Origin of the sequence: Pseudoduganella rivuli (assembly GCF_009674485.1) — a bacterium.
Lineage (GTDB): Bacteria > Pseudomonadota > Gammaproteobacteria > Burkholderiales > Burkholderiaceae_D > Rugamonas > Rugamonas rivuli_B.
This window is the reverse complement of record NZ_WKJJ01000015.1, coordinates 216,614-233,563: the sequence shown is the minus strand read 5'-3', so window position 1 is coordinate 233,563 and position 16,950 is coordinate 216,614. Positions and strand designations below refer to the sequence as shown.

At 64.1% G+C, this 16,950-nt stretch carries 17 protein-coding genes; 13 read left to right on the top strand and 4 right to left on the bottom strand.

The annotated features are described in order from the left end of the window. The 4 genes from GJ700_RS23375 to paaX all read right to left on the bottom strand — a co-directional run. Positions 1-830: MCP four helix bundle domain-containing protein (locus GJ700_RS23375; RefSeq protein WP_195763987.1), on the bottom strand; the 830-nt coding region annotated here is incomplete at its 3' end. A 15-nt stretch (positions 831-845) separates the two neighbouring features. Next, positions 846-2,606 (bottom strand): putative bifunctional diguanylate cyclase/phosphodiesterase, encoded by a 1,761-nt coding sequence (locus GJ700_RS36140; protein ID WP_195763986.1) that lies wholly within the window; start codon positions 2,604-2,606, stop codon positions 846-848. 232 nt (positions 2,607-2,838) lie between these two features. Next, positions 2,839-3,510 (bottom strand): LuxR C-terminal-related transcriptional regulator, encoded by a 672-nt coding sequence (locus GJ700_RS23365; RefSeq protein WP_154378418.1) that lies wholly within the window; start codon positions 3,508-3,510, stop codon positions 2,839-2,841. 157 nt (positions 3,511-3,667) lie between these two features. After that, a complete protein-coding gene (gene paaX, locus GJ700_RS23360; RefSeq protein WP_154378416.1) occupies positions 3,668-4,597 on the bottom strand; it encodes a phenylacetic acid degradation operon negative regulatory protein PaaX in 930 nt (309 codons plus the stop codon). A 203-nt stretch (positions 4,598-4,800) separates the two neighbouring features. Here paaX and paaA point away from each other — a divergent pair, with 203 nt between their 5' ends. The 13 genes from paaA to GJ700_RS23295 all read left to right on the top strand — a co-directional run bounded on the left by paaA (position 4,801) and on the right by GJ700_RS23295 (position 16,949). Then, entirely contained in the window at positions 4,801-5,790 is a 990-nt protein-coding gene (gene paaA / locus GJ700_RS23355) for a 1,2-phenylacetyl-CoA epoxidase subunit PaaA (protein ID WP_154378414.1), read from the top strand. A 10-nt stretch (positions 5,791-5,800) separates the two neighbouring features. Beyond that, the gene (gene paaB / locus GJ700_RS23350; protein ID WP_154378412.1) at positions 5,801-6,085 is read left to right on the top strand and encodes a 1,2-phenylacetyl-CoA epoxidase subunit PaaB; all 285 of its coding nucleotides are present in this window, start codon (positions 5,801-5,803) and stop codon (positions 6,083-6,085) included. A gap of 8 nt (positions 6,086-6,093) precedes the next feature. After that, positions 6,094-6,846: a 1,2-phenylacetyl-CoA epoxidase subunit PaaC gene (gene paaC / locus GJ700_RS23345; protein ID WP_154378410.1), complete on the top strand. Its 753-nt coding sequence runs from the start codon at positions 6,094-6,096 to the stop codon at positions 6,844-6,846. A 14-nt stretch (positions 6,847-6,860) separates the two neighbouring features. Beyond that, complete coding sequence (paaD, locus tag GJ700_RS23340; RefSeq protein WP_308700711.1) at positions 6,861-7,409, top strand: 1,2-phenylacetyl-CoA epoxidase subunit PaaD; 549 nt, start codon at positions 6,861-6,863, stop codon at positions 7,407-7,409. A 6-nt stretch (positions 7,410-7,415) separates the two neighbouring features. After that, positions 7,416-8,492, top strand: coding sequence for a 1,2-phenylacetyl-CoA epoxidase subunit PaaE (gene paaE / locus GJ700_RS23335; RefSeq protein ID WP_154378406.1), 1,077 nt, complete (start codon positions 7,416-7,418; stop codon positions 8,490-8,492). A gap of 31 nt (positions 8,493-8,523) precedes the next feature. After that, positions 8,524-9,315, top strand: coding sequence for a 2-(1,2-epoxy-1,2-dihydrophenyl)acetyl-CoA isomerase PaaG (gene paaG, locus GJ700_RS23330; RefSeq protein ID WP_154378405.1), 792 nt, complete (start codon positions 8,524-8,526; stop codon positions 9,313-9,315). A 2-nt stretch (positions 9,316-9,317) separates the two neighbouring features. Beyond that, on the top strand, positions 9,318-10,898 hold the full coding sequence (gene paaH / locus GJ700_RS23325; protein ID WP_154378404.1) for a 3-hydroxyacyl-CoA dehydrogenase PaaH: 1,581 nt from the start codon (positions 9,318-9,320) through the stop codon (positions 10,896-10,898). Beyond that, positions 10,891-11,358 (top strand): hydroxyphenylacetyl-CoA thioesterase PaaI, encoded by a 468-nt coding sequence (gene paaI, locus GJ700_RS23320; RefSeq protein ID WP_154378403.1) that lies wholly within the window; start codon positions 10,891-10,893, stop codon positions 11,356-11,358. Before paaH ends, paaI begins: the two co-directional genes overlap by 8 nt. 13 nt (positions 11,359-11,371) lie before the next feature. Further along, entirely contained in the window at positions 11,372-12,691 is a 1,320-nt protein-coding gene (gene paaK / locus GJ700_RS23315) for a phenylacetate--CoA ligase PaaK (RefSeq protein WP_154378402.1), read from the top strand. A gap of 10 nt (positions 12,692-12,701) precedes the next feature. Beyond that, on the top strand, positions 12,702-13,907 hold the full coding sequence (gene pcaF, locus GJ700_RS23310; protein WP_154378401.1) for a 3-oxoadipyl-CoA thiolase: 1,206 nt from the start codon (positions 12,702-12,704) through the stop codon (positions 13,905-13,907). 65 nt (positions 13,908-13,972) lie between these two features. Further along, positions 13,973-15,121: an ABC transporter substrate-binding protein gene (locus GJ700_RS23305; protein ID WP_154378400.1), complete on the top strand. Its 1,149-nt coding sequence runs from the start codon at positions 13,973-13,975 to the stop codon at positions 15,119-15,121. 17 nt (positions 15,122-15,138) lie between these two features. Continuing rightward, complete coding sequence (locus GJ700_RS23300) at positions 15,139-16,014, top strand: branched-chain amino acid ABC transporter permease (RefSeq protein WP_154378399.1); 876 nt, start codon at positions 15,139-15,141, stop codon at positions 16,012-16,014. Then, the gene (locus GJ700_RS23295; protein ID WP_154378398.1) at positions 16,014-16,949 is read left to right on the top strand and encodes a branched-chain amino acid ABC transporter permease; all 936 of its coding nucleotides are present in this window, start codon (positions 16,014-16,016) and stop codon (positions 16,947-16,949) included. The genes GJ700_RS23300 and GJ700_RS23295 overlap by 1 nt, the downstream gene beginning before the upstream one ends. Position 16,950 lies beyond the last annotated feature (1 nt).

Genomic DNA, 16,950 nt, shown 5'->3' with positions numbered 1-16,950 from the left:
CCGGCAATGGCGGCCGCGCCGCCGCGCATGCCGGCCACCAGCCGCGCCAGGCTGGCGCGCATGGCTGACAGCGCGTGCAGTATGCTGGCGCGGTCGCCGGGCCGCAACGCGATGTCCATCGCCAGGTTGCCGGCCGCCACTTCACCGGCGATGGCCGACGCATATGCCGGCTCGCCACCCAATTGGCGCGCCAGGCTGCGCATGATGATGAGGGCGGCGGCCACGCCCATTAGCGCGCCGCCCGCCGCGCCGCATAGCAGCACGGTGCGCGCGTGGTCCGTTGCGAAGCGCACTTGCGCGCCGCCCTGTTGCGCGGCTTGCCGCTGCAAGTCGGAGAACTGGCGCACTTGCGCTTGCAGCGCATCGAGCAGGGGCAAGGTTTCACTGCGCATCAGCGTGGCCGCCTCGTCGCGCCGGCCCTGCGCCAGGATGGCCGCGGCCGACGTGAACGAGCGCATGTAGGCGCCGCGCGCCCGGCGGATGTCGGCCAGCATGCGCCCATCGGTGTCGTCCTGCACCAGCTGGTCCAGCGCATCGAGCGCCGCGCCGATGCGGCTTTTATTGGCGGCGATGCGGGCCAGGATATCCGGCGTTTCGTCCGGCGCGGCAATGAACAGTTGCAGCGTATAGCGCGCGTTTTCACGCGTCAGCAGGCTGACCACCGTGGCCGCGTCGGCCCTGGTCCATTCGCGCTCGACCAGGCTGGCGTTGATGCTGCCGACGTGCGACAGGCTGCCGATGCCGACCGCCGCCAGCGCCGCCATCACCGCCAGCACGATGCCAAAACCTGCCGCCAGCCGTGTCCCCACTTTCCATGCCGCGAAGTTCATGCTTCCCCCTTGTTGTCATGCCGCCGCGCGTTCCCGGCGCAGCAGTGCTTCCAGCGCGTCGGCGGGCATCGGGCGGGCGATGTGATAGCCCTGTAATTCGTGGCATTGTTGGTTGCGCAGGAACGCCGTCTGTTCCGGTGTTTCCACGCCCTCGGCGATGACGCGCAGCCTGAGGCCGCGCGCCATCGCGATCATGGCCGTGATGATGGCGCCTTCGCTGCCGCCGGCATCGATTTCCGAGACAAAGCTGCGGTCGATCTTCAGGCAGTCGAGGGGAAAGCGGCGCAGGTAATTGAGCGATGAATAGCCGGTGCCGAAATCGTCCAGCGACAGGCCGACGCCGATCCCCTTGAGTTCTTCCAGCAACGGCACGGCCAGGTCGGCGTCTTTCATGATGGCGGTTTCCGTGATTTCCAGTTCCAGAAAGTGCGGCGCCAGCCCGGTTTCATCCAGCACGCTGCGCACCAGCGGCAGCAATTCGTCGCGCTGGAGCTGGCATGCCGACAAGTTCACGGCGACGGCCAGTTCCGGCAGGCCGGCCAGTTGCCAGCGGCGGTTTTGCGCACAGGCTTCGCGCAGCACCCAGGCGCCGATCATGGTGATCAGGCCGGTTTCCTCCGCCAGGGGAATGAATTCGGCCGGACTGACCATGCCCCGGCGTGGATGGTTCCAGCGCAGCAGCGCTTCCGCGCCGGTGATGGCGCCACAGCCGGCGTCCTGCTTGGGCTGGTAATGCAACTGGAATTCGCCGCGCTCCAGCGCGTGGTGCAATTCCACTTCCATGCGCTGGCGAGCACGGTTGGCCGCGTTCATTTCTTCGGTAAAGAAGCTCAGGCGCCCGCGCCCGGCCTGCTTGGCGCGGTACATGGCCAGGTCCACGTTCTTCAACAGGGTTTGCGGATCGGCGCCGTCGCGCGGGTACAGGCTGATGCCGATGCTGGTGCGCACGTAGACTTTTTGGCTGGCGATATAAAACGGTTGCGTCATCAGGTGCAGCACTTTTTCCGCCACCGCGGCCGCGTCTTCCTGCCGCGCCACATCCGGCATCACGATGACGAATTCATCGCCGCCCAGGCGCGCCACCGTGTCCGATGTGCGCACCGCTTCGCGCATGCGGCGCGCCACGGAGGCCAGCAGCAAATCGCCGGCCACGTGGCCCAGGCTGTCGTTGATGACCTTGAAGTTGTCCAGGTCGTGCAGCAGCACCGCCACCATGCGGCCGTTGCGGCGCGCGCCAGCAATGGCGCCATTCAAGCGGTCGGCCAGCAGCGTGCGGTTGGCCAGGCCGGTCAGCGCGTCATGGGTGGCGTTGTATTCCAGCTGGCGCGCATAGGCCCGGCTGGCGGCATCGGCATGCTGCGCGGCGCGTTCGATGCGCTTGCGCTCCGTGACGTCGAGGATCACGCCGATGGTGGCGGCCTGGCCGCGCAAGGTCATGCGCGAGCCGAACACTTCGATGTCGAACAGCGTGCCATCCTTGCGGCGCGCCTGCCGTTCATAACGGACTTCGGTGGCTTCGCCGCTGAGGCGGCGCTGGCGGTGGTGCTCGACCAGGCTGCGCGCTTCGTCCGGCACGATGTCGAACACGCCGACCGAAGACATCATTTCATCGCGGTCATAGCCGAACATTTGCGCCATGCGTGGATTGACGAACCGGAAGCGCGCATTTGCCGCGATATAGACGCCGACCGCGGAATTGTCGGCCAGGCTGCGGAAGATGTGTTCCGCTTCCACTCCCGTCACCGGCGCCGTGCCGGGTATCGCTTTGTATGCCATGGATATCCACCAGTGAGTCTGTCGTATCGTCGGCAGTGGATATGGTCCGGCGTGCCGCGCCGTCATTGCGCCGCAGTCTCCGCCAGGTCTCCTCCATTCTCCACCCCTTGCGCCCGCTGATTTTGTTGCCAGCGTGGCGCAAGGTGGAGCGCAGTATGTGGCGAGAAGATGGCGATCAGGAAGTGCTATACGGCCCGGGCCGTTTGGCCCGGATGGCAGGAGGGCGCCGGCGTCAGGAGCGCCGTGCCGTGGCGACGATGGCGGCCAGTTGCGCGCGGCGCGTCACTTGCAGCTTCTGGAACACGCTGCTGAGATGATTCTTGACGGTTTTGTGGCTCAGGCCCAGCGTTTCGCCGATCTGTTTGTTGGTCATGCCTTCGGCGATCAGGGGCAGGATCTTGCGCTCCTGCGGCGTCAGTTCGTCGATGTCGGCCCCGAAGCCTGGCTGGGCCGCGGCCGGCACGATGCCGTTCGCGGTCGCGCTGGCGCGCAGGATCTGGATGGTGTCGGCATCGATGGCCGTGGTGCCGCGCGCCACGCCCGCGAGGATGTGCGCCAGCTCCTCCATGCGCGCGTCCTTGTGCAGGTAGCCGTCGGCGCCGGCCAGGATACCTTCGAGCCGCAGCATGGCATCGGTGGCCGACGTCAGGAACACCACGCGGGTGGCCGGCGCCGCCTTGCGGATCGCGCGGCAAGCCTCGATGGCGCAACCGGCGGGAAACTGCGCTTCCATCAGCACGATGTCGGGCGTCAGCCGCGCCGCCAGCGCCCGTCCTTCGGCCAGGTCGCCGGTGGCCCCGACCACGTCATGGCCGCGCTCTTGCAGCAAGTTGCGCAGCGCGCTGCGCACCCATTCGTGACTGTCCAGCAGTAATACCCGTATTTTTGCTGCTGCGGATTCCATAACTCCCCCTTGGTTCCCTCTCAGCAATTTTCATGCCATATTGGAAATATGGGAAAGCAGTGGTTTCGCGGTCCCGCATGCATGGTGGCGGCGCACGGCGCCGCATTGCGGTACGTGGCCGCACTACGGCGGTGCGGCCGCCGCGCTCAGGGCGTGCTCAGCGCAAGCCGCCGAAGCGCTGGTACAGGCTGTCATCGGCCTGCGGCGCGTCCGGATCTTCGCGGCGCAGCACCGCCGTGATGTGCTCTTCGGCCGCCACGTACACGTGCAGGTACAGGGCCCGCGCCAGGTCGTACGCTTTCGCGCCGGGCCACGGTTCCGGCAGCAATTCCACCGGCAATTGCGGATCGTGCAGTTGCACGCGGCGGTAGGCGTGCATCAGCAGCGTGCGGATCACGAACGCCTGCTCCGGCGCTGGCGCGGGGCCGGCTTTCAGCAGCGCCAGCAGTGGCTCGAACAGCGCAATGAATTGTTCATAGCCGGCCATCACGCCGGTCAGGTCCCAGCCATCGGCCACCATGTCGCGCAGCGGCTTGGCATAGCGCACGCCCGGCAAGTCGGCGGTCTGGCAAATAAACAGCTTGTTTTGCGTACCGGTGCGGACCAGCAATTCGTCGAGGATTTCGCGGTCGCCGGCCGGGTGGGCGGCCAGTCCCGGGGCGAGGATGCTGTAGCCCTGCCACAGCAATTCCTTGCGCAGGTTGCTGCGCTCGGTCGCCGTCAGGCCGGAGCTGGAATGCATGACCAGGGTCCACTGGCCATCCCAATCCACGTGCAGCGGCGCATAAATGCGGCGGTAGGCGCGGGTGAAGCGGGCAATCGTGTCCGATGGCACCGCATAGGATGAGCGTCGGCCGTCGCGCTGCGACGCCAGCCAGCCTTCCTGGGCCAGGCGGAAGACCGACGTGCGCACCAGCCGGTCATTGACGCCGAACGGCGCCAGTAATTCGATCAGGCTGCCCAGCCAGACCGTCCCGCCATGCGGCACGATACTGTCGCCGAAGATCGTCATCACCAGCGACTTTGAGCGGGGCGGGTCGGTGGCCAGGAAGTGCGCAATCCATTCGTTGCTGTTCAGGATATTCATCGTGCAGTGCAATCCATAAGTCTCGTCAGGCAGGAGTTTACTTTGCTCTGCGTTCGGCGCAGCATTATTTTTCTTATAGCCGGCCAAACAGGCCATCTTGCACCTGTATTGGATACATAAAAATGATTTGAGTCAAAAAAACTGTAGCCAACTGAAAATTTGTATCGTAATATGCGGTCATACCTTGATGAAGGAGACAAGTCATGTACGCACAGATGGTGGAAACCGGCCTGAAGAAGGTCCAGACCAGCGACGACATGAGCGCGGAAGAACGCGAGTTTCAGGCTCGCATTGACGCCGGCGTGAAGATCGAAGCCAAAGACTGGATGCCGGATGCCTATCGCAAGACCCTGATCCGCCAGATTTCCCAGCACGCGCACTCGGAAATCGTTGGACAGTTGCCAGAGGGTAACTGGGTGACCCGGGCCCCGACCCTGAAACGCAAATCGATCCTGCTGGCCAAGATCCAGGATGAAGCCGGCCACGGCTTGTACCTGTACAGCGCCGCTGAAACGCTGGGCGTCTCGCGCGACGAATTGCTGGCCGCGCTGCACAGCGGCAAAGCCAAGTATTCCAGCATCTTCAATTACCCTACGCTCAGTTGGGCGGACATGGGCGCCATCGGCTGGCTGGTCGACGGTTCCGCCATCATCAACCAGATTCCGCTGTGCCGCTGCTCGTACGGCCCGTATTCGCGCGCCATGATCCGCGTCTGCAAGGAAGAGTCGTTCCACGCACGCCAGGGCTACGACATCATGATGGCCCTCAGCAAGGGCACGCCGGAACAGAAAGCCATGGCGCAGGATGCGCTGAACCGCTGGTGGTGGCCTTCCTTGATGATGTTCGGCCCGTCCGATGCGGCCTCCGTCAACAGCGCGCAATCGGCGCAATGGCGCATCAAGCTGTTCTCCAACGATGAACTGCGCCAGCGCATGGTCGACCAGACCGTGCCGCAAGCCGAATACCTGGGCCTGACCATCCCCGACCCGGACCTGAAATGGAACGAAGAGAAGGGCGGCTACGACTTCGGCGAAATCGACTGGGAAGAATTCCACCAGGTCTTGAAAGGCAACGGCCCGTGCAATAAAGAGCGCCTGCGCACCCGCGTCAAAGCCTGGGACGATGGCGAATGGTTCCGCGACGCGCTGGTGGCGTATGCCGACAAACAACAAGCAAAGCAGGCAGCTGCCTGAGGAGAACAAGATGAGCAAAGAATGGCCACTGTGGGAAGTATTCATTCGCAGCCAGCACGGCCTGGCGCATAAGCACGTCGGCAGCCTGCACGCGCCGGACGCCGGCATGGCGATCAACAATGCGCGCGACGTCTACACGCGCCGCAATGAAGGCGTCAGCATCTGGGTGGTGCGCGCCGCCGATATCGTCGCATCGAGCCCGGGCGACAAGGATGCGCTGTTCGAACCGTCGAACAGCAAGGTCTACCGCCACCCGACCTTCTTCCCGATGCCGGAAGAAGTCAAGAACCTGTGAGCCCGGCCATGGATGCAAAGGTAAACTATCTGCTGCGCCAGGGCGACAATGCGCTGGTGCTGAGCCAGCGCCTGTCGGAACTGTGCGGCAAGGGCCCGGCGCTGGAAGAAGACATGGCGCTGACCAACGTGGCGCTGGACTTGCTGGGCCAGACCCGCATGTGGTTCACGTATGCGGGCGAACTGGAAGGCCAGGGCCGCGATGAAGACCGCATCGCCTACCACCGCGACGCGCACGACTTCAAGAATTGCCTGCTGGTGGAACAACCCAACGGCAACTATGCCGACACCATGGTGCGCCAGTTCTTCTTCGATACGTGGCATTATTTCCTGATCGGCGCGCTGGCCGCGTGCCAGGACACCCGTATCGCGGAAATCGCGGAAAAATCGCTGAAGGAAGTCACGTATCACCTGCGCCGCAGCGGCGACCTGGTGGTGCGCCTGGGCGATGGCACCGATGTCAGCCACCGGAAAACCCAGGCCGCCGTCGATGATCTGTGGATGTACACGGGCGAATTCTTCGCATACGACGACGTCGACCAGGCCATGGTGGCGGCAGGCATCGCGCCGCCGGCAGACCAGTTGCGCGCCCAGTGGCTGGCCCACGTGGCGGACATCCTGGCCGAAGCCACGTTGACGATGCCGTCGCCGGACGCATGGATGCAAAAAGGCGGCAAGCAAGGCCGCCACTCGGAACACCTGGGTTACCTGCTGGCGGAGATGCAATTCCTGCAGCGCGCCTATCCCGAATCGCAGTGGTAATGGAGGCCGCCGCCATGCTCAGTACTTCCCGGCTCAGTGCAGCGCAAGTCTGGTCCTGGTTGAACGAAGTGCCGGACCCGGAAATCCCCGTGATTTCCGTGGTCGACCTGGGCATCGTGCGCGGCGTGCAGGTGACCGGCGACAGTGCCTGCACCGTCACCATCACGCCCACGTATTCCGGCTGCCCCGCCATGCAGGTGATTGCCGATGCCGTCACCGAAGCGCTGACCGCGCGCGGCGTGCAGCACGTGCAATTGCACACGCAACTGTCGCCCGCATGGACCACGGACTGGATGAGCGAATCCGGCAAGGCCAAGCTGAAAGGCTATGGCATTGCGCCGCCCGCCCAGCAAGTGATCGACATCAGCGGCCTGCGGCATGGCGGCAAGGGCGGCCTGGCCGCCGGCGTCAAGCGCCATGCCATCGCAGCGCCGACAGTCGTGTGTCCCCATTGCGGCTCCAGCCATACGGAACTTACCAGCCAGTTCGGTTCCACGCCATGCAAGGCGCTGTACAAGTGCCTCGATTGCCGCGAACCTTTTGACTACTTCAAGTGTCACTAAAAAAATATGAGCAAATTCTATCCGCTGTCCGTCGCCGCGGTGAATCATGAAACGCGCGACTGCATCGCCGTCACCTTTGCCGTGCCGCCCGAGTTGCAGCAAAGTTTCCAGTACCAGCAAGGCCAGCACCTGACCCTGCGCACCCATATCAATGGCGAAGATGTGCGCCGTTCGTATTCGATCTGTTCCGCCGTGCAAGATAACCGCCTGCGCGTGGCCATCAAGCGCACCCCGGGCGGCCTGTTCTCGACCTGGGCCAACGAGGCGCTGAAGCCGGGCAGCACGCTGGAAGTCATGCCGCCGATGGGCCACTTCAACGTGCCGCTCGATGCCGCCAACCGCAAGCAATACATGGCATTCGCCGCCGGCAGCGGCATCACGCCGATGCTGTCGATCATCAAGACCACGCTGCTGGCGGAACCGAACAGCCGTTTCACGCTGTTTTACGGCAACCGCGCGTCGTCGTCCGTGATCTTCAAGGGCGAACTGGGCGACCTGAAGGATATTTACACGGACCGCCTGAACATCGTCTACGTGATGAGTCGCGAACAGCAGGATATCGAACTGTTCAACGGCCGCATCACGAAGGAAAAGGCGAAGGAATTCCTGCGCCTGTGGGTCAATGCCGACGACTATGACACGGCGTTCATCTGCGGCCCGGAAGACATGATGCACGGCGTATCGGAAGCGCTGCAGGAAGCCGGCATGCCGAAATCGAACATCAAGATCGAACTGTTCGCGGCCAGCATTCCGAAGCACCAGCACAAGCCGCGCGCCGCCGCCGAACTGGGCTCCGGGCTGACGGAAGTCACCGTGGTCCTGGACGGCAACCACACGACGTTCTCGATGGACAAGGACAAGGAATCCATCCTCGACGCGGGCCTGCGCGCCGGCATCGACATGCGCTATTCGTGCAAGGGCGGTGTCTGCTCCACCTGCCGCTGCAAGGTCCTCGATGGCAAAGTGGACATGGACGTCAATTACGCATTGGAAGATTACGAGATCGCACGGGGCTTCGTGCTGAGCTGCCAGAGCTTCCCCGTGACGGACAAGGTGGTGGTCGATTTCGACCAGGCAGAGTAAGAAAACACTGAGACGAGACAGAGGAGACACCATGACCTACGAAAACATCCTGTTTGACATCAGCAACGGCATCGCCAAACTGACCCTGAACCGTCCCGATAAACTCAACAGCTTCACGCAAGCGATGCACCTGGAGGTGCGCGATGCGCTGGGCCGCGTGAAGGCCGACAAGTCCGCGCGCGTGCTGGTGCTGACGGGCGCGGGCCGCGGTTTCTGCGCCGGCCAGGATTTGTCCGACCGCGCCGTGGAGCCGGGCGCCAAGGGCGTGGACCTGGGCGAATCCGTGGAAAAATTCTATGCGCCGCTGGTCATGGAATTGCGCAACCTGCCGATGCCCGTGATTTGCGCGGTGAACGGCGTGGCCGCCGGCGCCGGCGCCAACCTGGCCCTGGCGTGCGACATCGTCATTGCCGGCAAATCCGCCAGCTTCATCGAAGCGTTCTGCAAACTGGGCCTGATCCCGGACACCGGCGGCACCTGGCACTTGCCGCGCCTGATTGGCCTGGCGCGCGCCACCGGCCTGGCCATGCTGGGCGAAAAGCTGACGGCGGAACGCGCGGAAGAATGGGGCCTGATCTGGAAATCCGTGCCGGACGAAGTGCTGATGACGGAAGCCATGGCGATGGCCACGCATTTCTCCACCGCGCCCACCAAGGGCCTGGCGTTCACCAAGAAAGCGCTGCAAGCCAGCTACGGCAACACCTTGCAGGACCAGCTGCAAATGGAAGCGGGCATGATGCGTGAACTGGGCTATACCCATGATTACCGCGAAGGCGTATCGGCCTTCATGGAAAAACGCACGCCTGAATTCAAGGGGGAATGATCATGGCGACCCTTTCCGCTGGAAGTGTCGTTGCCGTCATCGGCAGCGGCGCCATGGGTTCCGGCATCGCGCAAGTGGCGGCAAGCGCGGGCCATATCGTCAAGCTGTATGACACCCGCCCCGAAGCCGTGGCCAAGGCCATCGCCGACATCGGCGCCGTGTACCGCAAACTGGCCGACAAGCAGAAAATGACGGCGGCCGACGCCGATGCGGCCACCGCGCGCCTGAAAGCGGCGCAGGGATTGAACGACGTGGCCGACGCCGCGCTGGTGGTGGAAGCCATCGTGGAAAACCTCGACGTCAAGCGTTCGCTGTTTGCCGACCTGGAAGGCGTGGTCGCCGATGATTGTATCCTCGCCACCAATACGTCGTCGATTTCCGTGACCGCCATTGCCGCCAAGCTGCGCCGCCCGCAGCGCCTGGTCGGCATGCACTTCTTTAACCCGGTGCCGTTGATGGCGCTGGTGGAAGTCATCAGCGGCCTGGCGACCGATAGCGCCGTGGCGCAAACCGTGTACGACACGGCGGCCCGCTGGGGCAAGAGTCCCGTGCACGCGAAATCCACGCCGGGTTTCATCGTCAACCGCGTGGCCCGTCCCTACTATGCGGAAGGCTTGCGCCTGCTGAACGAGCAGGCCGCCGATCCCGCCACCATCGACGCGGTGTTGCGCGAAGCGGGCGGTTTCCGCATGGGACCGTTCGAGCTGATGGACCTGATCGGCCACGACGTCAATTACTCCGTCACGCAATCGGTGTTCAACGCGTATTACAACGATCCCCGCTTCACGCCGTCCGTGATCCAGCAGGAACTGGTCAATGCCGGTTTCCTGGGCCGCAAGTCCGGCCGGGGTTTCTATGCTTATGGCGAAGGCGCGGTCGCGCCGGCCGTTGCCACCGAAGCGCCGCAGCCGAATCCTGAATATGCCAACTACAGCATGGGACAGGATGCGATGGGCGCGGTGACGTCGACCGCGCTGATGGATGCGCTGCTGGAGCGCTTCCGCGCGCATGGCGTGGAAGTCGGCCTGAAAAAACACCTGGAAGGCAATGCGCACGGCCACGCCCAGGACATCGCGCCCGCCATCCATTGCAACGGCGCCGCCGTCTACCTGACCGACGGCCGCACGGCGACGCAGCGCGCGCGCGACAGCAAGCATCCCGACACCGTGGTGTTCGACCTGGCGCTCGACTATGGCAAGGCGCCCCGCATTGCGCTGGCGTGCTCGGACCAGTGCCGGCCGGCCGCGTTCAACTCCGTGGTGGGCCTGTTCCAGGCCGCCGGTTTCGCCGTGACGAAGCTGGACGACGTGCCCGGCCTGGCCGTGATGCGCACCGTCGCCATGCTGGCCAATGAAGCGGCGGACGCCGTCAACCAGGGCGTGTGCAGCGCGGAAGGCGCCGACACCGCCATGCAGAAGGGTGTCAATTATCCGAAAGGGCCGCTGGCGTGGGCCGATAGCATCGGCATCGGCCACGTGGTGACGGTGCTGCACAACCTGGCCGCGGCCTATGGCGAAGACCGCTACCGCGTGTCGCCGCTGCTGCGCCGCAAACTGGCGGCGGGAGGCAAGTTCCATGCATGACGCCTTATCCCCGGAACGGGCGCAAGCCCTGGCCCAGGCCGCCGGCGCGGCCATGTTCGAGCGCGACAACGCCAGCCAGGCCATGGGCATGGTGCTGGCGGAAATCCGCCCCGGCTATGCGCGCATGACGATGCCGGTGCGCGACGACATGCTCAATGGCCACCAGACGTGCCATGGCGGCTATATCTTCGCGCTGGCCGACAGCGCCTTCGCTTTCTCGTGCAACAGCCATAACCACGTCACCGTGGGCGCGGGCTGCACCATTGAATACCTGGCCCCGGGCCGCCCCGGCGACGTGCTGACGGCCGAAGCGCAGGAACAGGCGCTGGCGGGCAAGAGCGGCATTTATGACGTGCGGGTACAGAACCAGGACGGCAAGTTGATTGCGCTGTTCCGGGGCAAGTCGCATCGCATCAGCGGCGAGGTTGTTGCGCAACCCGTGCCGCAATCAATTCAATAACGGAGACAGCATCATGGTTCAACGTACCCCCGCCCCGAACGACCTGGAGCCGATTGAACGGGCCAGCCGCGATGAATTGCAGGCGCTGCAACTGGAACGCATGAAATGGTCGCTGACGCATGCCTATGAAAACGTGCCGCATTATCGCGCCGCGTTCGACGCGGCCGGCGTCCACCCCAACGATCTGAAAACGCTGGCCGACCTGGCGAAATTCCCGTTCACGGACAAGAAGACCCTGCGCGACAACTATCCGTTCGGCCTGTTCGCCGTGCCGCGTGAAAAAGTCGCCCGCATCCACGCGTCGAGCGGTACCACGGGGAAGGCCACGGTGGTCGGCTATACGCTGAAAGATATCGATACGTGGGCCAATGTGGTGGCCCGCTCGATCCGCGCGGCCGGCGGCCGCGCCGGCGACATGGTGCACATTTCGTACGGCTATGGCCTGTTCACGGGCGGCTTGGGAGCGCACTACGGGGCGGAACGGGCAGGTTGCACGGTGGTGCCGATGTCCGGCGGCCAGACGGAAAAGCAGGTGCAGCTGATCTGCGATTTCAAGCCGGACATCATCATGGTGACGCCGTCGTACATGCTGAACATCATCGAGGAATTCCAGCGCCAGGGTATGGATGCGGCGGAATCGTCGCTGAAAGTCGGCATCTTCGGCGCGGAACCGTGGACCGACGCGATGCGCGTGGAAATCCAGCAGCGCGCCGGCATCGACGCGGTCGACATTTACGGCCTGTCCGAAGTCATGGGTCCCGGCGTGGCCAGCGAGTGCATCGAATCAAAAGACGGCCCGGTGATCTGGGAAGACCATTTCTACCCGGAGATCATCGATCCGGAAACCGGCGAAGTGCTGCCGGACGGTTCCGAGGGCGAACTGGTCTTCACGTCGCTGACGAAGGAAGCGATGCCGGTGATCCGCTACCGCACGCGCGATTTGACGCGCCTGCTGCCTCCCACGTTCCGCTCGATGCGCCGCATCGGCAAGATCACGGGCCGTTCGGACGACATGCTGATCATCCGCGGTGTCAATGTGTTCCCGACCCAGATCGAAGAACTGATTTGCAAGATGCCGCAACTGGCGCCGCAATACCAGTTGATCGTCACCCGCGACGGCCACCTCGACAAGCTGGAAGTGTTGACCGAAGTGCGCCCCGGCGCTTCGCTGTCGTCCAGCGACGTGGCGGCGCTGGCGCGCGAACTGGAGCAGCGCATCAAGACCAACGTCGGCGTCTCGACCCGCGTGACATTGAAAGAACCCAACGGCATCGAACGCACGCTGACCGGCAAGGCCAAACGCGTGATCGACCAGCGCCCGAAAATCGTTTAAAGGAAAAAATATGAATGAAGCCTTCATTTGCGACGCCGTGCGCACCCCGTTTGGCCGCTACGGCGGCGCCCTGGCGTCCGTGCGCGCCGACGACCTGGCCGCCGTGCCGCTTGCCGCGCTGATGGCGCGCAACCCGGGCGTGGACTGGACCCAGGTCGATGATATTTATTACGGCTGCGCCAACGGCGCGGGCGAAGACAACCGTAACGTGGGCCGCATGGCGGCGCTGCTGGCCGGCTTGCCGGTCGAAGTACCGGCCAATACCATCAACCGCCTGTGCGGTTCCAGCCTGGATGCCGTGGGTATCGCCGCGCGCGCCATCAAATCCGGCGAAGCGCAACTGGTGATTGCCGGCGGCGTGGAAAGCATGACGCGCGCGCCGTTCGTCATGGGCAAGGCCGACAGCGCGTATTCCCGCAGCGCGAAAATCGAGGACACCACCATTGGCTGGCGCTTCGTCAATCCGCTGATGAAAGCCAAATACGGCATCGATTCGATGCCGGAAACCGCGGAAAACGTGGCGCAGGAATTCCATATCAGCCGCGCCGACCAGGACGCGTTTGCCGTGCGCAGCCAGCAGCGCTGGGCCGCGGCCCATGCAGCCGGCCACTTCAAGGCGGAAATCGTGCCGGTCACGATCCCGCAAAAGAAAGGCGATCCGAAGGTGGTGGATACCGACGAGCATCCGCGTCCCGACACCACCGTCGAGATGCTGGCAAGGCTGAAAGGCGTGGTCAAGCCCGATGGCACCGTCACGGCGGGGAATGCGTCCGGCGTCAATGACGGCGCGTGCGCGATCCTGCTGGCGTCCGGCGCCGCTGTCGACAAATACGGCCTGAAACCGCGCGCCAAGGTGCTGGGCATGGCCACGGCCGGCCTGGCGCCGCGCATCATGGGCTTTGGCCCGTCGCCCGCGTCGAAGAAAGTGCTGGCGCAACTGGGCCTGACCATCGAACAAATGGATGTCATCGAACTCAATGAGGCATTTGCCGCGCAAGGACTGGCCGTTACCCGCGACCTGGGCCTGGCGGACGATGCGCCGCACGTGAATCCAAACGGCGGCGCCATCGCGATCGGCCACCCGCTGGGCGCGTCCGGCGCGCGCCTGGTGACGGCCGCGCTCAACCAGCTGGAACGCACGGGCGGGCGCTATGCGCTGTGCACCATGTGCATCGGCGTGGGGCAGGGCATTGCACTGGTGATCGAGCGCGTATAAGCATCAAGTACCAGCATCAAGCAGCATTTTTTTGACCAGACCAAAAATTAAGGGAGACACAAAAAATGTTCAAGGCCTTCTTCAAGCAATCCGCTGTTGCCGCCGCACTGTGCGTGGCCGCCGCTGGCGCGTACGCGCAAAACATCAAGATCGGTTCGGTGCTGTCGGTATCCGGCCCGGCCGCGTTCCTGGGCGACCCGGAACTGAAAACCCTGCAAATGGCGGTGGAGAAGGTCAACGCGGATGGCGGCGTGCTGGGCCGCAAGCTCGAACTGGTGCATTACGACGATGGCAGCGACGCCGGCAAGGCCAACGGCTTCACCAAACGCCTGATCGAGTCGGACAAGGTCGACGTGCTGATCGGCGGCACCACGACCGGCGCCACGATGGCGATGGCGCCGCTGGTCGACAAGGCGTCCATGCCGTTCATTTCGCTGGCGGGCGCCGTGGTCATCATCGATCCCGTCAAGAAGTGGGTCTTCAAGACGCCGCACACGGACCGCATGGCGGCGGAAAAAGTCTTCGAAGACATGAAAAAACGCGGCATTACCAAGGTCGCGCTGCTGTCCGAGACCAGCGGCTTCGGCGCGTCCGGCCGCAAGGAAACGCAGGCAGTGGCCGCCAAATACGGCATCACGCTGGTGGCCGACGAAACCTATGGCCCGAAGGACACGGACGTGACCGCGCAACTGACGCGCATCAAAGGCACGGCCGGCGTGCAGGCGCTGTTCGTGTTCGGCCTGGGCCAGGGCCCGGCCGTCGTCACCAAGAATTACGGCCAGTTGGGCATGACGGCCATCCCGCTGTACCAGTCGCACGGCGTGGCGTCGGACGAATACATCAAGCTGTCCGGCAAGGCCGCAGAAGGCGTGCGCCTGCCGACGCCGGCGCTGCTGATCGCCAACGTGCTGCCGGCCGGCGATCCGCAAAAGAATATCGTCACCAATTACGACAAGACGTATAAGGACCGCTACAAGGTCGACCCGTCCACCTTTGGCGGCTATGCGCTCGATGCGCTGAACCTGGCCATCGATGCGATGAAGCGCGCCGGTTCCACCGACCGGGAAAAGGTGCGCAATGCGCTGGAGCAGACCAAGGGATTTGTCGGCACCACGGGCGTGTTCAACATGAGCGCGGGCGACCACATGGGGCTGGACTTGTCCGCGTTCCGCATGGTTGAAGTCAAGAACGGCGACTGGCAATTGCTGAAATAACGGCCAGGAGCGACACCATGTTTGCGCAATTCCTGCAATTCCTGTTTTCAGGAGTGACGGTGGGTTCCGCCTATGCGCTGGCGGCGCTGGGCTTCACCATCATTTACAACACCAGCGGCGTGATCAATTTCGCCCAGGGTGAATTCATCATGCTGGGGGGAATGCTGGCAGCCCTGATGGCGGGCGCCGGCATTCCGCTGCCGCTGGCCATCATCGGCGCCATCCTGATCACGGCCATGGTGGGACTGGTGATGGAAAAGACCGTCATCGAACCTGCACAAAATGCGCAAGTGGTGACCTTGATCATCATCACGATCGGCGCCTCATTGGTGGTGCGGGGACTGGTGCAGATCTGGCTGGGCAAGGGCACGCATGCGCTGGCGCCGTTTTCCGGCGACACGCCGATCACGCTGCTGGGGGCCACCCTGCTGCCGCAAAGCCTGTGGGTACTGGGCGTGACCCTGGCCACGGTCGGTGCATTGGGCTGGTTCTTCGGGCGCACGCTGTTGGGCAAGGCCATGCTGGCCACGTCGCACAACAAGCTGGCCGCGCAACTGGTCGGCATCCCAACCGGGCGCATCCTGCTGCTGTCGTTCGGACTGGCCGCGCTGCTGGGCGCCGTCGGCGGCATCCTGGTGGCGCCGATCACGTACACGTCGTATGACGCCGGCATCATGCTGGGCCTGAAAGGCTTCGTGGCGGCCGTGCTGGGCGGCCTGGGTGGTGGTGCTGGCGCGATTGCCGGCGGCCTGATCCTCGGCGTGGCCGAATCCATGACGGCCGGCTATATCTCGTCCGCCTACAAGGATGCGGTGCCGTTCGTGCTGATCCTGCTGATCCTGTTCTTCAAACCGGCCGGCCTGTTCGGCAAGAAATCCACGGAGCGCGTGTGATGAAGACTTCGACCCGTGGCTTGCTGATCCTGGCGGTGGTGCTGGCCGTGTTGCCGCTGCTGTTGCCGAACTCGTATTACTTTGACGTGGCGATCCGCATTGCGCTGAACGCCGTGGTGGTGGTAGGACTGAACCTGCTGATGGGCTACACCGGCCAGATCAGCCTGGGCCATGCCGGTTTTTTCGGCCTGGGCGCCTATGCGTCGGCGGTGCTGACCGCCAACTACAACTGGCCGCCGTTTGCCGCGCTGGCCGCCGGAGCGGCTGCCACCGGTTTGCTGGCGTTCGTGCTGGCGCGTCCCGTACTGAAGCTGAAAGGCCATACGCTGGCGATGGCCACGCTGGGGCTGGGCATCATCATTTCCATCGCGATCAACAACGAAGGGCAGTGGACCGGCGGGCCGGATGGCATCGCCGTGGGTGCGCTGTCCGCGTTCGGCATCGAAGTGGCGGGTGAAAAGCAATGGTACGCGGTGGCGGCCGTGTTGCTGCTGGCCGTCACGTGGCTGGCGCTGAACCTGATCGATTCTCCGGTGGGGCGCGCATTGCAGGCGATCCACGGTTCCGAAGTGGCGTCGCGCGTGGCAGGCATCGATACCACGCGCTACAAGGTGCGCGTATTCGTACTGTCGGCCGTGGTGGCCAGCATTGCCGGTTCCATCAGCGCGCATTACGTCGGCTTCATCACGCCGAACATGGCCGGGTTTTTCCATTCGATCGAGCTGGTGACGATGGTGGTGGTGGGCGGCATGGCGTCCGTGTTCGGTTCCATCCTGGGCGCCGCGCTGCTGACGTTGCTGCCGCAATTGTTGTCCGCCTTCGAAGGCTGGGAAGTGGTGGTGTTTGGCGCGATCCTGATGGCCACGATGATTTTCCTGCCGCGCGGGCTGGTGCCGAGCGTGGGCCTGATGTTCTCCGCAAGGAAGCGGGGCTGAC

Bases quoted from the DNA above. Each gene is read 5' to 3' on its own strand.
- GJ700_RS23365 (WP_154378418.1), bottom strand. From the start codon at position 3,510: ATGGAATCCGCAGCAGCAAAAATACGGGTATTACTGCTGGACAGTCAC.
- pcaF (WP_154378401.1), top strand. From the start codon at position 12,702: ATGAATGAAGCCTTCATTTGCGACGCCGTGCGCACCCCGTTTGGCCGC.
- paaD (WP_308700711.1), top strand. From the start codon at position 6,861: ATGCTCAGTACTTCCCGGCTCAGTGCAGCGCAAGTCTGGTCCTGGTTG.
- paaB (WP_154378412.1), top strand. From the start codon at position 5,801: ATGAGCAAAGAATGGCCACTGTGGGAAGTATTCATTCGCAGCCAGCAC.
- GJ700_RS23295 (WP_154378398.1), top strand. From the start codon at position 16,014: ATGAAGACTTCGACCCGTGGCTTGCTGATCCTGGCGGTGGTGCTGGCC.
- paaK (WP_154378402.1), top strand. From the start codon at position 11,372: ATGGTTCAACGTACCCCCGCCCCGAACGACCTGGAGCCGATTGAACGG.
- GJ700_RS23305 (WP_154378400.1), top strand. From the start codon at position 13,973: ATGTTCAAGGCCTTCTTCAAGCAATCCGCTGTTGCCGCCGCACTGTGC.
- GJ700_RS23300 (WP_154378399.1), top strand. From the start codon at position 15,139: ATGTTTGCGCAATTCCTGCAATTCCTGTTTTCAGGAGTGACGGTGGGT.
- paaX (WP_154378416.1), bottom strand. From the start codon at position 4,597: ATGAATATCCTGAACAGCAACGAATGGATTGCGCACTTCCTGGCCACC.
- paaI (WP_154378403.1), top strand. From the start codon at position 10,891: ATGCATGACGCCTTATCCCCGGAACGGGCGCAAGCCCTGGCCCAGGCC.
- paaG (WP_154378405.1), top strand. From the start codon at position 8,524: ATGACCTACGAAAACATCCTGTTTGACATCAGCAACGGCATCGCCAAA.
- paaE (WP_154378406.1), top strand. From the start codon at position 7,416: ATGAGCAAATTCTATCCGCTGTCCGTCGCCGCGGTGAATCATGAAACG.
- paaC (WP_154378410.1), top strand. From the start codon at position 6,094: ATGGATGCAAAGGTAAACTATCTGCTGCGCCAGGGCGACAATGCGCTG.
- GJ700_RS36140 (WP_195763986.1), bottom strand. From the start codon at position 2,606: ATGGCATACAAAGCGATACCCGGCACGGCGCCGGTGACGGGAGTGGAA.
- paaA (WP_154378414.1), top strand. From the start codon at position 4,801: ATGTACGCACAGATGGTGGAAACCGGCCTGAAGAAGGTCCAGACCAGC.
- paaH (WP_154378404.1), top strand. From the start codon at position 9,318: ATGGCGACCCTTTCCGCTGGAAGTGTCGTTGCCGTCATCGGCAGCGGC.